The organism is Pseudophaeobacter profundi (assembly GCF_029697505.1).
Classification (GTDB): domain Bacteria; phylum Pseudomonadota; class Alphaproteobacteria; order Rhodobacterales; family Rhodobacteraceae; genus Pseudophaeobacter; species Pseudophaeobacter profundi.
Window position 1 is genome coordinate 377435 of record NZ_JARJEF010000002.1, and the last position, 14290, is coordinate 391724.

14 protein-coding genes are annotated in these 14290 nt (G+C 58.4%); 1 reads left to right on the top strand and 13 read right to left on the bottom strand.

The genetic code is table 11. From position 1 onward, the window contains the following. Positions 1–57: 57 nt before the first annotated feature. Together ctrA and sciP are read right to left on the bottom strand one after the other, a co-directional pair. The gene (ctrA, locus tag P2081_RS04995; protein WP_232401021.1) at positions 58–777 is read right to left on the bottom strand and encodes a response regulator transcription factor CtrA; all 720 of its coding nucleotides are present in this window, start codon (positions 775–777) and stop codon (positions 58–60) included. Positions 778–908: 131 nt separating this feature from the next. Further along, complete coding sequence (gene sciP, locus P2081_RS05000; protein ID WP_278921771.1) at positions 909–1181, bottom strand: CtrA inhibitor SciP; 273 nt, start codon at positions 1179–1181, stop codon at positions 909–911. Between the two features lie 147 nt (positions 1182–1328). On the opposite strand from sciP, the gene mnmA reads away from it, so the two are divergent. Beyond that, positions 1329–2474, top strand: coding sequence for a tRNA 2-thiouridine(34) synthase MnmA (gene mnmA / locus P2081_RS05005; protein WP_232401019.1), 1146 nt, complete (start codon positions 1329–1331; stop codon positions 2472–2474). 108 nt (positions 2475–2582) lie between these two features. Here the strand turns inward: mnmA and lpxB are convergent, their stop codons facing one another. From lpxB to frr, 11 genes are all read right to left on the bottom strand, one after another. Next, the gene (gene lpxB, locus P2081_RS05010) at positions 2583–3740 is read right to left on the bottom strand and encodes a lipid-A-disaccharide synthase (RefSeq protein ID WP_278921772.1); all 1158 of its coding nucleotides are present in this window, start codon (positions 3738–3740) and stop codon (positions 2583–2585) included. Continuing rightward, positions 3737–4525 (bottom strand): LpxI family protein, encoded by a 789-nt coding sequence (locus P2081_RS05015; protein ID WP_278921773.1) that lies wholly within the window; start codon positions 4523–4525, stop codon positions 3737–3739. Before P2081_RS05015 ends, lpxB begins: the two co-directional genes overlap by 4 nt. 4 nt (positions 4526–4529) lie before the next feature. Beyond that, positions 4530–5315, bottom strand: coding sequence for an acyl-ACP--UDP-N-acetylglucosamine O-acyltransferase (lpxA, locus tag P2081_RS05020; RefSeq protein WP_278921774.1), 786 nt, complete (start codon positions 5313–5315; stop codon positions 4530–4532). Positions 5316–5320: 5 nt separating this feature from the next. Then, positions 5321–5785: a 3-hydroxyacyl-ACP dehydratase FabZ gene (fabZ, locus tag P2081_RS05025; RefSeq protein ID WP_232401015.1), complete on the bottom strand. Its 465-nt coding sequence runs from the start codon at positions 5783–5785 to the stop codon at positions 5321–5323. A 72-nt stretch (positions 5786–5857) separates the two neighbouring features. Next, positions 5858–6478 carry an OmpH/Skp family outer membrane protein gene (locus P2081_RS05030; RefSeq protein ID WP_278921775.1) on the bottom strand — a complete coding sequence of 207 codons (621 nt, stop codon included), beginning with the start codon at positions 6476–6478 and terminating at the stop codon, positions 5858–5860. Between the two features lie 28 nt (positions 6479–6506). Further along, positions 6507–8909, bottom strand: a complete 2403-nt coding sequence (gene bamA / locus P2081_RS05035) for an outer membrane protein assembly factor BamA (RefSeq protein WP_278921776.1) — start codon at positions 8907–8909, stop codon at positions 6507–6509. A 532-nt stretch (positions 8910–9441) separates the two neighbouring features. Next, positions 9442–10791, bottom strand: coding sequence for an RIP metalloprotease RseP (gene rseP / locus P2081_RS05040; RefSeq protein ID WP_278921777.1), 1350 nt, complete (start codon positions 10789–10791; stop codon positions 9442–9444). Positions 10792–10795: 4 nt separating this feature from the next. Continuing rightward, positions 10796–11968 (bottom strand): 1-deoxy-D-xylulose-5-phosphate reductoisomerase, encoded by a 1173-nt coding sequence (dxr, locus tag P2081_RS05045; protein WP_278921778.1) that lies wholly within the window; start codon positions 11966–11968, stop codon positions 10796–10798. 18 nt (positions 11969–11986) lie between these two features. Beyond that, positions 11987–12769 carry a phosphatidate cytidylyltransferase gene (locus P2081_RS05050; RefSeq protein WP_278921779.1) on the bottom strand — a complete coding sequence of 261 codons (783 nt, stop codon included), beginning with the start codon at positions 12767–12769 and terminating at the stop codon, positions 11987–11989. Next, positions 12766–13440, bottom strand: coding sequence for a polyprenyl diphosphate synthase (uppS, locus tag P2081_RS05055; RefSeq protein ID WP_417699980.1), 675 nt, complete (start codon positions 13438–13440; stop codon positions 12766–12768). The genes P2081_RS05050 and uppS overlap by 4 nt, the downstream gene beginning before the upstream one ends. A gap of 107 nt (positions 13441–13547) precedes the next feature. Continuing rightward, entirely contained in the window at positions 13548–14111 is a 564-nt protein-coding gene (gene frr, locus P2081_RS05060) for a ribosome recycling factor (RefSeq protein ID WP_278921781.1), read from the bottom strand. Positions 14112–14290 lie beyond the last annotated feature (179 nt).

Genomic DNA, 14290 nt, shown 5'->3' on the forward strand with positions numbered 1-14290 from the left:
TCAAAACCGCTAAGATCTTGTAAGAGGTTCAGGATCAGATGCCGTCGCTTGGGGCCATCAGGCCCCAACAGCCATGCGGTGGCCGCCCGACATTTGATCATCCTGCGGGTCCCGCAGAACATAGCCCCGGCCCCAAACAGTTTCGATATAGTTGTCACCACCTGTTGCAGTGCTCAATTTCTTACGCAACTTACAGATGAATACGTCAATGATTTTCAGTTCGGGTTCATCCATACCACCATACAGATGGTTCAAGAACATCTCTTTGGTCAGGGTGGTGCCCTTGCGCAGGCTCAGCAGCTCCAGCATCTGGTATTCTTTCCCGGTAAGATGCACAGTCTTGCTGTCCACTTCCACGGTTTTGGCATCCAGATTGACCGCAATTTTGCCGGTCTTGATGATGGACTGCGAATGCCCCTTGGAGCGGCGGATAATTGCATGGATCCGGGCCACCAGCTCTTCGCGGTGGAATGGCTTGGTCAGATAGTCATCCGCACCAAACCCGAAACCTTTTATTTTGTTTTCAGTATCATCGGCACCGGACAAGATCAGGATTGGTGTCTCGATACGGGCCATGCGCAGCTGGCGCAGCACCTCATGACCGTTCATATCAGGAAGACCAAGATCAAGCAGGATCAGATCGTAATCATAAAGCTTGGCCAGATCGATCCCTTCCTCCCCCAGGTCCGTCGAATAGACGTTGAGGTTGGCATGGGTCAGCATCAGTTCAATACTTTTTGCCGTGGTAGGATCATCTTCAACGAGAAGAATACGCATGTTTAAAGTCTCCGCCTGTAACTGTTTCCCTTAGGTTGCGTTAACCCTGGTGGAAAAAGGTTAATGGCCCGTTACCATAATGGTTAATTTTCAACTTTGACTCAAGTGCTGCGCGTAATTATTATTCACTCTTAACGGTACTCTTTCAGCCTTGTCGCCTTCAAGGCCTCTTCGCCGTGGTCGGCAACTGCCGCAATCCAGCTTCGGAATTCCTCTTCGCTCAGCCCGTAACGGCGCAGCGCCTCGGTCTGGGGCAGCAAGCCATAAAGCACCCCACGCACCACGGCGGCCTTGCGAGAGGCAACCCAGCGGCTGGTGGCTGCAGGTGGCAAATCTGCCCGTGTCATCGTGGTACCATCCGGCAACGTCACGGCACGTGGCCCTTCGACTTTCTTAAGGAACATCCCTTGACCTCTAGTGGAACTATATTTCTGTTTCTCCGACAGCATTTACTCAGTCTAATTAAAGAGCCGTGAACCTGCCCCCTTGAGAGTCTGTAGGATTTTCATATATTCTGCAGCGCTTGCCCCCTTGATCTAAGGATTTGCCGTATGGCGCTGGATACCGACACCCCGCTCAACTCCCTTGGCTTTGCCAAACCTCCCTCAGACACCCGCGTGGTGGTCGCTATGTCTGGCGGCGTCGACAGCTCTGTTGTGGCCGCCTATCTGGCCGACCAGGGCTACGATGTGGTGGGGGTGACGCTGCAGCTCTATGATCATGGTGCGGCGCTGGCGAAAAAGGGGGCCTGCTGTGCCGGTGTCGACATCCACGATGCGCGCCGCGTGGCCGAAGAACGCGGCTTTCCACACTATGTTCTTGATTATGAGAACATTTTCAAAGACGCGGTGATCGATGAATTTGCCGACAGCTATCTTGCCGGGGCCACACCTGTGCCCTGCATTCGCTGTAACGAGCGGGTGAAATTCAAGGATCTTCTGGAAACCGCCCGCGACCTAGAGGCCGACTGCATGGCCACTGGCCATTATATCCAGCGCAAGATGGGCGAAAATGGCGCCGAGCTGCACAGCGCCGAAGATGCGAATCGCGACCAGAGCTACTTTTTGTTCTCCACCACGGCAGAGCAGCTCGACTATCTGCGATTCCCCCTGGGCCACCTGCCCTCCAAGGATGCAACCCGCGAGATGGCGGCGCAATATGGGCTGGCCGTTGCCGATAAACCGGACAGTCAGGACATTTGTTTTGTCCCAGATGGAAACTATACCTCGGTAATCGAGAAATTGCGTCCAGGTGCGGCGGAACCCGGAGAGATTGTTCATGCCGATGGGCGGGTGCTGGGCAGCCACACCGGGGTGATTCACTACACCATTGGTCAGCGGCGCGGCCTGGGGATCGGCGGTTTGACCGAACCGTTGTATGTGGTGCGGCTGGATGTTGACAAGAAGCAGGTGATCGTTGGCCCCAAAGAGCTGCTGGCGACCCGCACAATCCCCGTGCGTGAAATCAACTGGCTCGGCGACACCCCCTTTGACAGCCGCAAGGAATGGACTGTCATGGTTAAGGTGCGCTCAACCCGGCCACCGCGCGAGGCAATCATTCGCCCCCTGTCGCCTACCACCGCCGAGGTCGAGCTGCTGACCCCCGAAGAAGGCGTCTCGCCGGGGCAGGCCTGCGTGTTTTATGATACTGACAGCAGCCGCATCTTTGGTGGTGGCTGGATCTGGCGCGGCTATTAAACCCCGACGGGCGGGTAATTCAGGCCAGTTTTATCGGGCCAGTTTTAACAGATCTGATGTACAGGACTGCACGGGGCCGCCAGACGGCACCTGAAAAACACGCTGTGGCTACAGCCGGTCTAAAACCGCACGGGCCGCCCGCAGCCCGGGGGCCTCGCCGCCCTGCCCTAAACGCTGCATGGTCACGGCCATGGCCGCCTTTTGCAATTCAGGTGCCTCGGCCAGCTCGCGCAGACAGCGGGCAATGGTGCCGGGGCGACAGTCTGGCCCCAGGCACTCTGGCACCACGCGGGTGTCGCTGACCAGATTAACCAAGGTGACCGTATCAATCAGTGCCATCCGCTTCATGATCTGCCAGGTAAGCCACTGAAAACGGTAGGCAATAACCATCGGCGTCGCCGCGGCCGCCAGTTCAAGAGAGACCGTACCAGAGGCGGCAAGCGCCAGGTCAGAGGCCGCAAAGGCGGCGCGTTTCAGACCGGCAAACTCTGCCGGATCATGCGCGTTAGGGTCCAGAAACAAGGTGTCCGCAGGCCAATCCGCAGCTGCCTCCTGCACCAGGGCAGCAACGGGCGCAGCACAGGGCACCACCACCCGGTAGTTGGGGTAAAGATGCTGGAAGGCCTGCAGAGATTCGCCAAAAATCGGCGCTAGCCGCGTCACCTCGGATCGCCGGGATCCCGGTAAGGCCAGTACCAGTGGCGAATCACCTAGATTGAAACGACTGCGAAGCGCCGCGATTTCAGCCTGGCTTGCCTGTGGCTCTGCCACAACCGGATGGCCGACAAAATCACAATCCATGCCTGCCGCCTGCATCAGCGGCGGTTCAAAAGGCAGCAAGGCGAGAACCTGATCGATGCTCTTGGCCATCTTGACCGCCCGCTTGGGTCGCCAAGCCCAGACCGAGGGCGCTACATAGTGCACCGTACGGATATCACTGGCCGCCTTGACCAGGCTGGCGACGCGCAGGGAAAAATCAGGGCTGTCGATGGTGATCAGCACATCAGGGCGCCAGGCAAGGATAGCCTCGGCGGTCTCGCGAATGCGGCGTTTCAGGTGGCGGTACTTAGGTAGAACCTCGGCCAGGCCCATGACCGACAGTTCCTCCATTGCAAAGCGCGACTGCAGCCCCTGCGCCGCCATCTGGGTCCCACCAATGCCGTCGAACTGAACCTTCGGCTGCAGGGTTTTCAGCCCCTGCATCAAGGCCCCCCCCAGACGATCGCCCGAGGGTTCCCCAGCCAGGACAAAGACCTTGAGGCTCACGCGGGGCGCAGCCAGAGGAAGAGACCAAGCCGGTCGCAGGCGTCAATCACCGCGTCCTGCTCCAGCACGATCACCCCGCCAGCCTCTAGCACAATGCCCGACAACCCGGCCTGCGCCGCCAGTTCCACCGTCTGTGGCCCGATCGCCGGCAGATCAGCGCGGCGATCCTGGCCGGGTTTGGGCGCCTTAAACAGGATGCCTCCCTGGCCGTCGGGGCGGTTGCGCAGGCTTTGCAGCATCCAGTTGGTGCCAAAAACATTTTCCACCGCAACAGCCTGACCCGCACGAATGGCGCAGCACTGGCCAATGTCGGCCGCACTCATCGCTGCAACCACTTCGGCACCGCGCAGCGCATCTGCCGTATCCAGCGCGCCCGGTTGCACCTGGGTGACGACGCCTTCCGGCATCAACAGATCAGGGGCCACCTCATGCGCGGCGCGCAGGGTAAAACCGGCCTGTTCAATCAATCCCATAACGGCGCGCAAAGCACCGTCATCGCCCGCCCCAAGGGCGGACTGGATGACCGGGACCATTGGCAGAGTCGCCGCATCAATCGCGGCAGGATCAACAGAGGGTCGGCTGACAGCCCCAGCCAGGCAGACCTCCTGCACGCCAGCTGATTTCAACCGCGCCAGAAAGCTGCCCAGATGTTCGATGCGAAAGGATATTTCTGCATCCAGGCAGTCCGGCTCAGAGCCTTCCATGGCACATATCAGCGGTCGCTTGGTCAGACGTGAGGCCACTTCACGTGGCAGAAGCCCGGTTCCGGCAATCAGTGCAAGCATCGGTTCAGCCCCCTGGGGTCAGGAAAGACCGGTCGGTCTCTCCGGTGATAAAGGCAACGATTTCTTCCACATAGGCGCTCTCGGTTTCGTCGCCCAGACGGCGGGCGCGTTCCTGAAAGGTGCCTTCGCCCTGGGCCAGCATCTGAAAAGCCGCCCGCAGCGCCGTGATGTCAGACCGCTTCACCCCGCGTCGTTTCAACCCCACAAGATTGAGCCCATCCAGACCACCGCGAGGCGCCTGAACCAGCCCATAGGGAATGACATCATTTGTCACCATGGTCACGGCACCAATGATCGCACCACGGCCGATCCGCACCCATTGGTGAATACCGGACAGCCCGCCGATGATCACATCATCTTCCAGCACGCAATGGCCTGCAATCGCGGCAGAGTTCACCACGATCACCCGGTCACCAACAATGGCGTCATGGGCGATATGGCAGCCCGCCATGAACAGACCGTCATCGCCGATACGGGTAATACCGCCACCGCCTTCAGTCCCCGCATTCACCGTAACATGTTCGCGGATACGGTTGCGTTTGCCAATCACCGTGCGGCTTTTCTCGCCCTGAAATTTCAGATCTTGCGGGATTTCACCAATCACCGCAAAAGAAAAGACCACCGTATCATCACCAATCTCGCAGTCGCCAGTCACGACAACATGCGATTTCAGGGTGACACGATCGCCCAGAACCACCTCGGCGCCGATGTGGCAGAACGGGCCGATCTGGCAGCCTTCGCCAAGCTTGGCCCCTTCTTCGATCACCGCGCTGGGATGAATCTGGTTCATCTGGCTCAATCCTTTTGCACGTCAACCATGGCGGTGAACTCGGCTTCGGCGGCGACCTCGCCTTCAACCGTGGCCACGCCTTTGAATTTGAAGACCTTGCCGCCCGCCTTGCCGCGCAGAATTTCCACATTCATTTCCAGCACATCACCGGGAATGACCTTGCGGCGGAATTTGCATTTGTCGATGTTCATGAAATAGATCAGCAGGTCGCGGTCCACCATATCCAGCGCCACCCCAAGCATAACACCGGAGGTTTGCGCCATGGCCTCGACGATGGTAACGCCTGGCATGATTGGCGTACCAGGGAAATGACCCTGGAAATGCGGCTCATTCATGGTCACATTCTTGATCCCACGCGCCGATTTGATTCCGTCGATATCCACCACCTTGTCGACCAACAAGAACGGATAACGATGCGGCAGGATCCGCTGGATCAGGTGAATATCGGCGCTCTGCAATTCAGCGGTCATGGCATTTTCCTGTCATTATTGATTTGATAAGTCCCTATCAACTGGGCGCTTTTGGAGCAAGCTTTCGCCGCTCTATTGCCCGTCGGGGGAGTGGTCCTGATCCTGGCCATCCCCCAGAACCTTGTCGATCCGGCTGATCGCCAGATCTGTGATATCGACGGCATCCGCGCTTAAGAACACGGTAGAATGATCCAGAATCGCCCCTGCCCCCGTTTCACGCATGATCTGTTCCAGTATCGGCAAAGAGGCTGCAAAGAATTCACGCTGCGCAGTTTCGTTGAGCTGGCTGATTTCGCGCAGCTTGCGATCCTGCGTCGCGCGGGTTTCCTGCACCTTGCGATCGAACGCATCGGCCAACCGGCGAAAGGCCTCTGGCTCCATCGCGCTGCGGCGCTGCGTCAGGTCCTGTTCTTCGGCCCGCAATGCGGCCTCTATATTCCGGTTTTCTGCGGTCAGAACAGCACCTTCTGCCTCGATCTCCCGGGCAGTTCTCTCGCCAAAGAGACTCTCTGAAAACAGCCGGTCAGGCTGGATCGTCAGCAGCCCGCTTTGCGGAGTTCCGAGCTGAACCTGGCGGCCCAGTTCAAACCCGGCAGGCGGCAGCGTCTGCTGGGCCAAAACTGGTAACGCCCCGCCGAAAGGAACAAAAAGCGCCAGCCCAAGGGCCAGCGCTTGTTTGATTTGAAACGGCAATTTTAACGCCACTGAACCGATCACCCGTTTAGAACCGCGCCTGCAAGGTCAGGTCAAAGCTCTGCTCCTGATCGTAGTCTTCTTTGCTCAGCGCCTTGGTAAAATTGAACCGCAGCGGGCCAAGACCCGTTGTCCAGAGCAGGGAAACCCCAACCACATGCCGGAAGGACCCATTCCGGCCCACGATGCTGTTGCTGCCTGAGGTATCAACATCGTTCAACCCCCAGAGGTTGCCGACGTCATAGAACACGCCGCCGCGCAGCCCGTATTCTTCGGGCAGGCCAAGGGGGAATTCAGCATCGAACCGGGCCACCGCAAACAGGTTGCCACCAAGGAAGTCATCATAATTCCCACCGTCAGCGCGCGCCGAGCGATCCCGCGGACCAATCCCGCCAGGTTCAAACCCGCGCATGATGGAGGGAGACAGAACATAGCGGTCGATCGAGCGACTGCTGTCATCGCCAAGCCAGTGGAGAGCACCGGTTTCCACTGTCGCCCGCAGGGTGACCTCTTCATTGAAAATCAGCTTCTGCGCGACCAGCTTGGTTGAGGTTTTGAAATACTCGCTATCACCGCCAAGGCCGGCATAGTCAGCACCGATCTGGATCAAGAAACCTGCGTTCGGATCAAGCCCAATCAGCCGGGTATCATAGGAATAGGTCAAACCAACAACGCTGCTGCTGCGTTCGCCCTGGGCAATTTCATTCTGTACGGTAGGCGCCGCAAGCGGATAGCTGCCGCCAGGGTAGGTTCCGTCGCCCCGCGCGATCATCTCAGAGTTATTCCAGCTATAGCGCAGCTGCAGGGTAGAACTTTCGCCGGTCTTGAAGGTCAGGGCAGGATTCAGGAAAACCCGCTTGGTATCATATTCCGAGAAACTGGAATCGGATTCTGACAGGCCCAGATCAAGGCTGAAACGCAGGTCACGCCCCAGCAGGCGCGGTTCGACAAAGCCCAGCACATACTCATCAGACTCTGTCGCGGTTGCGATGGCAAAGGACAGACGTTGACCACGGCCCAAGAAGTTATTCTCGGTCAGGCCAACCGAAATGCCAAAGCCGTCATTGACCGAATAAGACCCGCCAAGGTTCAACGACCCTGTTGGCTGTTCTTCGACATCAACATCAACCACCACCGAGCTGGCAGAGCTGCCTTCGCGCACGTCCACATCCGAATTGGAGAAGAAACCAAGCGCGCGGATGCGTTCAGCGGTGCGGCGAATTTCGCGCGGATTAAACGGATCGCCCTCGACAGTGCGGAACTGCTGGCGAATAACCCGGTCCAGCGTGGTGGTATTGCCTTCGATGTCGATACGTTCCACGAAAACCCGTGGCCCACGGGTCAGCACATAGTCGATATCCAGGGTCAGGTTCCGGTCATTGCGGGTGACGCGCGGCTCGACACGCAGGAAATCAATGCCCTGCTTCAGCGCCAATGTTTCCAGCCGCTCGATCTCCCGCTCAACCACCATGGGCGAATAAACCACCCCTGGGCGCGACTTGAGAGCGGAGCGGAACACATCGGCATCTGCCTCGGTCACCTCGCTTGAGACCGAGATATTGCCAAAGTTAAATTGCTGCCCTTCACTGACATCAACAACCAGGAAGACAGCATCGCGTTCGCGGGTGACTTCGGCATTGGCGCTATTGACCTTGAAGTCGACATAGCCACGCGACAGGTAGAAATCGCGCAGGACTTGTTTGTCAAACTCGATACGGTCTTCGATCAAGGTGTCTTTGGTGATAAAGGCGCGCAGAAAACCCGCCTGCTTTGTTTCCAACACCCGGCGTAGCCTACGATCCGAATAGACCTGGTTGCCCAGGAAGGAAACGCGCTCTACCTCGGTTGTGTCGCCTTCGGAGATTTCAAAAACCAGATCAACCCGGTTGTCGCTCCGGCGAATAATGCGTGGCGTCACCTGAGAGGCCAAACGCCCCTGCGCCCCATAAGCCGCTGCAATCGCTGCGGCATCAGCTTCAACCTGTGCTGGATTGAACACGCGCCGCCCGGATGATTCGACGATTTCCGCCAGATTTTCATCTTTGATCCGGCGATTGCCTTCAAAGTTGATTTTGTTGATGGTCGGGTATTCTGTCACCTTGATGACCAGAGTATTGCCCTGCGGCACCAGCTCGACGCTTTCAAAGACGCCGCTATCGATGATGTTTTGATAAGCGTCATTCAGTCGCCCGGCAGAGACAGATTTGCCCCGCTCAATGCCTGTGTATGCGACAATAGTAGAGCTTTGAATGCGTTGGTTGCCTTCAACCTGCACCGCGTTGAACCGGTAATTTTGCGCTTCGGCAAACTTGGGCGCAAGCCCAAGTCCGAAGGTCACAGTCAGGGCGATAACAGATACGCCCCGATACAAAATATTGGTACGCGTTGCTCGCCCACCGCAGGATATGCCCACGTTCTTGCCCCAAACCATCTGTATGCACCTAAATTTTAATAGCCTCTTGCAGAACTGCGTACCGGGTTTGAGAGCGCTTGTCAAAACCAACAAAAAGGCACGAAGCCCTAAGCCACGTGCCTTTTGGAGAAAAACCAAAGCCTGTGTTTCCATTAATGAGACACAAGCCAGCTCCCAAGACACAGTGAAAGAAAAATAAAGCTGGACGAAAGCACCCGATCAGAGCCCAGTCGCAACAATAGTGCCAGCCCGTTTTCACTCTCTGCCTGTTTCAGCATGTAGCGATCCATAACTTGTCCCCAGTAGATATGCGGCGTTCAACTGGCATGCAGCGCCCAGCGAAGACCCGCGTTAGTACAGACTAACAAAACCTTACTGAAAGAATGTGGCATGAGTTGGGCGCGGCGCTGAAAAGGCGACGATTACTGGCCTCGCCTTGGTGCACACAGAGCGAGGCACAGAGAAAATGACCGTTGGGGGCGACGTGCCGGGGGCCGGGGGCCGGGCTGCAACACAGACGGCAGCCCGGCCCCTGGGCCACTATCGAATACTAGCAGAAAATATCGTTGCCTAGGGCAAAGACCATCAGGGACAAGATCATCGCGATGCCGATGCTCATCAAGATCTGTACCGCCCGATCATTGGGCGGACGCCCCACCACGGCCTCATAGGCGTAAAACACCAGATGCCCGCCATCCAGCGCTGGAATCGGAAACAGGTTCAGCAGGCCCACAGCCGTGGACAGCACAGCGATAAAGCGGATGAAGCTGACCGCCCCCTGACTGGCGGTATCGCCAGAAGCCTTGGCAATGCCAATCGGCCCCGACAAGTTACAGGTGCTGATCGCCCCGGTGATCATATGGCTAAGCCCCGAAACGGAGGAGCTCACCACTGCCCAGACCTGGCCAGTGCCGACCACAAGGGCCGCGCCAAATCCGGTGCGTTCGGTGGCATAGTCGATAAGGCTGCCGCCCGTGATGCCGATCAGCCAGCGGCTGGTGAAACCGCCATCAGCCTGCGGCATGTCCACATGGCGCGGAGACAGCGTCACCTCAACCGGCTGACCAGCGCGCATCAGCACCAGATCCAGCGGCTGGCCCTCGGTTTCGGCCACCATATCGACCAATTGGCGAAAGGCAAAAACCGGCTTTTCGTTCAAGGCGGTAATGAAATCGCCACTTTGGATACCCGCATCGGCAGCGGCGCTGCCGGGCATCACGCTGGAAACATAGGCTGGCGAAAAATAGGTGTCGGTGACCACCTGCTCGGCCCCATCACGCCGCACCAGATAGTCAAGCTCGGGACGCACTGGCAATTGGTCGGTAAACGCCTTCCACCCCGCCGAGTCGTCGCGATCCGGAATCGGCACACCGGCGACCGCCAGCAGTTCGTCACCGGGGCGCAGGGTGTTTTCAACGCCCGGAACCGGCACCAGGGATTCGACAGTCAGCGGATCACGCACGGTTCCAACAGCCAGCGCCAGCGCAGTGAAAATGATAATCGACATGACAAAGTTGAAAACCGGCCCGGCAACAACAGTGGCCGCACGAGCCCAAAGCGGCGCGCCATGCATTGTACGTCGCAATGCAACCGGATCGGCCGCCACTGCATCAATCGCGTCGCTATCCTTGCCAGAGGCCGCATCGGCATCGCCGAGAAACTTCACATAGCCGCCAAAAGGCAAGGCTGCGATCTGCCATTTGGTGCCGCGCTTGTCGCGGCCGCTCCATAACACAGGGCCAAAGCCCAAGGAAAACACCTCGGCGTGGATGCCTGACCAGCGTCCGACGATGTAGTGGCCATATTCATGCACCGCGACAATCACCGAAAGCGCAATAACAAAGGTGATGATCGTATAGAAAAAACCGCCAAGCTGCGGGATAAGTGAGAGGAGGTCCAAAACTTTAGCCTATGCTGTGAGCGGCAGCCGCATCTGCGGCCCTACGCGCCATGTGGTCAATCTGGGTGACGTTATCAAGGGTCATTGCGGAATCAATAAGGCCGCTTTGCGTCTCAATCTGATCCAGAACCCGGGCGGTGATCTCGGCCATGTCGGTGAACCGAATGCGGCCTGCGATGAAGTGATCGAGCGCGCGCTCCTTGGCCCCGTTGAAGACTGCGCCCATCAACCCGCGGCGCTGCATCACCTGCTGTGCCTGCTGCAACGCGGGATAGCGCTGCATATCGGGGGCCCGAAAGGTGAGCTGGCCGATAGCCGCAAGATCCAGCCGCGCCACCGGCAGATCGCGTCGCTCGGGCCAGTGTAGCGCATAGCCGATGGCATGGCGCATATCAGGCGCGCCAAGATGCGCCATCAGCGCCCCGTCCTTAAAGCCGACCAAGGCATGCACCAAGGATTCCGGGTGTACCAGCACTTCGATCTGCTCCGGCGCGACATCAAAATATTCACGTGTTTCAATAACTTCCAGTGCCTTGTTGAACATAGAGGCACTGTCAATGGTGATCCGCTGCCCCATGTCCCAGTTGGGATGCGATGAGGCCTGCGCCAGGCTTGCCCCCGGCAGGTCAGCAATTGGCCAGTCGCGAAATGCCCCCCCCGAAGCCGTGATGACAATGCGTTCGACCGCTGAGATATCTTCCCCGACAAGGCCCTGAAACACTGCGGAATGTTCACTATCCACCGGCAAGAGGCACCCGCCATGCTGTCGGGCCGTCTGCATCAGCAATTGCCCGGCACAGACCAGAGATTCCTTATTGGCCAGCGCCAGTGTCGCACCCTGCTCCAGTGCTTTCAGCCCCGGTGCCAGCCCGGCGACACCGACAATGGCCGACATCACCCAGTCAGCCGGGCGGGCGGCGGCCTCGATCAACGCATCCGGGCCTGCGGCGGCCTGCACCGCACTGCCCGCAAGGGCCTGACGCAGCGCCGGCAATTGATCCTCAAAGGCGGTAACCGCCACATCGGCCCGCAGCGCAATCGCATCGGCCGCCAGCTGGGCAATGTTGCGCCCGCCGCTAAGCGCAACAACGTCATAGGCATCGGGGGCACGCGCAATCAGATCTATCGTGCTTTGCCCGATAGATCCCGTTGCCCCAAAAATAGAGATTTTCCGCATGGTCTTTCCCCTTTCAGGTTATCCCAGAAAGATAAAGAGAAACAGGAACATTGCCGCGGCGCCAAGCATACCGTCAAAGCGATCCAGCAACCCGCCATGGCCCGGAATAAGGCCGCTTGAATCCTTAACCCCGGTCTGCCGCTTCAGCGCGCTTTCCGCAATATCCCCGGCCTGGCTTGCCATGGAAACCGCCACAGCCGCGATCACCAGACCAAAGCCCAAGCCAAAGAACGGCGCAGCACCAGCCCCAACCAGGGCGGCAGCCCCCCATCCCGCGCTGGTTCCAGACCAGGTCTTCTTCGGGCTGATACGTGGCCAGAATTTGGGACCGCCAAAGGTTTTGCCCGCGAAATACCCGGCCACATCGGTTGCGACAACAACCACCGCCAGCCAGATCAACCAGCCTGCCCCCAGCCCGGTGCGTAGCCAGATAAAGCTATAGCCCGCCAGCACGATCCAGATCGCAAACAGCGCAAAGCGCAGCTTGGCGTCAGGCAGCATCATGGCCCAACCCAGGGCCACGGGCAGCACCAGCACGGCAAGCCCTAAAACCATAGGCAAAAGCCCGGCAAAGAAAACCGTTACTGCGGTCACCGCGCCCAGCAGCACAGCGGTTCCAAAGCGCCGGGGGGCCAACATCTGGCTCAACTCCCAGACCATGCCGCCACAGCACAGCGCAATCACAAGGCTAAAGACCAGACCGCCGACCCAAATGGCCACAAGCGCAACAGCCACCATGATCAGTGCGGAAATCAGCCGTGGGAGCAAATCCCCCCAGCGCCCCGGTTGCGCCGGGTTCATGTTTTGACCGCCCCAAAGCGTCGATCCCTATTGCCAAATCTCTGACACAGGCAGGCCAGCTCTTCCGACGTGAAATCCGGCCAAAGCGTATCAATGAATTCATACTCGGAATAGGCCGACTGCCAGAGCAGAAAATTCGAAATCCGCGCTTCGCCACTGGTGCGGATTACCAGATCGGGATCTGGCAGCACATGGGTGTCGAGATAACGGGGCAGTGTTTCTTCGTCTACGTCTTTCGGCAACAGCCGCCCAGAGGCGACATCTGCGGCCAGTCGCTTGGTGGCGCGGGCCACCTCGTCGCGACCACCGTAATTGAGAGCGATGGTCAAATGAGTGCCCTCATTCTGAGCGGTTTCATGCTCCAGCTCATCCATAAGCTGCACCAGCTTGGCATCCAGCCGCACCCGATCGCCGATAAAGCGTACCCGCACATTGCGCGCAGCAAGCGCCTTCATCTCTTTCGAGATATAGCGGCGAAACAGGCTCATCAATCCAGAGATTTCGACCTGGGTGCGTTTCCAGTTCTCAGTCGAAAAGGCAAAGATCGTCAGGTATTTGATCCCCAGCGCAGGACAGCATTCCACCACCTCGCCAACGCGTCGGGCACCGGCATGGTGGCCAAAGAGGCGCGGTCGCCCCCGCGCCTGAGCCCAACGGCCATTGCCATCCATGATGATGGCAACATGCCGGGGGCCGACCGGGGGGGGGCCGGCAGATGTGCCCTGTTCGGCCCCAGCACTGGCCACACGGTTTTTTTTATCTCTGGCCATAAAGCGGATCAGACCTGCATGATTTCGGCCTGCTTGTGCTCAAGCGCCTCATCTACGGCCTTGATCATCGCATCGGTCAACTCTTGCACCTCTGTTTCCCAGAACTTCTGGTCATCTTCGGACATACCGTCGGCCTTGGCCTTTTTGATCTGATCCATGCCATCGCGCCGCACATTGCGGATAGAGACCCGCGCATGTTCGGCATATTGGCCGGCGACTTTGCCCAGCTCGCGGCGGCGCTCCTCGTTCAGCTCTGGGATCGGCAGCATGATGATGGTGCCGTTGAGCTGTGGGTTAATGCCAAGGCCGGAATTGCGGATCGCTTTTTCCACTGGCCCAACCAGACCTTTATCCCAGACATTGATGGTCACCATGCGTGGTTCGGGCACATTCACTGTACCAACCTGGTTGATCGGTGTCATAGATCCATAGGCCTCGACCATGACTGGCTCCAGCATAGAGCCAGAAGCACGTCCGGTGCGCAAAGAGGCAAATTCTGTTCGCAGATTTGCCATTGCGCCATCCATGCGGCGTTTCAGATCGTCGGTATCCAGTTCGAAATCGTCAGACATTCTATTGTCTCCCCTGACTTGAGGCAGTCTTTGTTCTGCACATAAGCCATTGGTCCACCGATGTATAGAGCGACCATGCCAGGGTTTTGCACTGCGCCAACCCCGCAAAGCTTCCATTCGCGGCGCCGCGCAAGACCAGCAACCCCAAACGAAATTGCGCGTGACAGCCAGGCCGTCAC

What these genes read in the sequence shown, in the direction of transcription:
- fabZ (WP_232401015.1), bottom strand. Translation starts at nt 5,785, where the DNA reads ATGACCGCTGAATTGCAGAGCGCCGATATTCACCTGATCCAGCGGATC.
- uppS (WP_417699980.1), bottom strand. Translation starts at nt 13,440, where the DNA reads ATGGATGGCAATGGCCGTTGGGCTCAGGCGCGGGGGCGACCGCGCCTC.
- P2081_RS05050 (WP_278921779.1), bottom strand. Translation starts at nt 12,769, where the DNA reads ATGAACCCGGCGCAACCGGGGCGCTGGGGGGATTTGCTCCCACGGCTG.
- frr (WP_278921781.1), bottom strand. Translation starts at nt 14,111, where the DNA reads ATGTCTGACGATTTCGAACTGGATACCGACGATCTGAAACGCCGCATG.
- ctrA (WP_232401021.1), bottom strand. Translation starts at nt 777, where the DNA reads ATGCGTATTCTTCTCGTTGAAGATGATCCTACCACGGCAAAAAGTATT.
- lpxA (WP_278921774.1), bottom strand. Translation starts at nt 5,315, where the DNA reads ATGAACCAGATTCATCCCAGCGCGGTGATCGAAGAAGGGGCCAAGCTT.
- sciP (WP_278921771.1), bottom strand. Translation starts at nt 1,181, where the DNA reads ATGTTCCTTAAGAAAGTCGAAGGGCCACGTGCCGTGACGTTGCCGGAT.
- mnmA (WP_232401019.1), top strand. Translation starts at nt 1,329, where the DNA reads ATGGCGCTGGATACCGACACCCCGCTCAACTCCCTTGGCTTTGCCAAA.
- P2081_RS05015 (WP_278921773.1), bottom strand. Translation starts at nt 4,525, where the DNA reads ATGCTTGCACTGATTGCCGGAACCGGGCTTCTGCCACGTGAAGTGGCC.
- dxr (WP_278921778.1), bottom strand. Translation starts at nt 11,968, where the DNA reads ATGCGGAAAATCTCTATTTTTGGGGCAACGGGATCTATCGGGCAAAGC.
- bamA (WP_278921776.1), bottom strand. Translation starts at nt 8,909, where the DNA reads ATGGTTTGGGGCAAGAACGTGGGCATATCCTGCGGTGGGCGAGCAACG.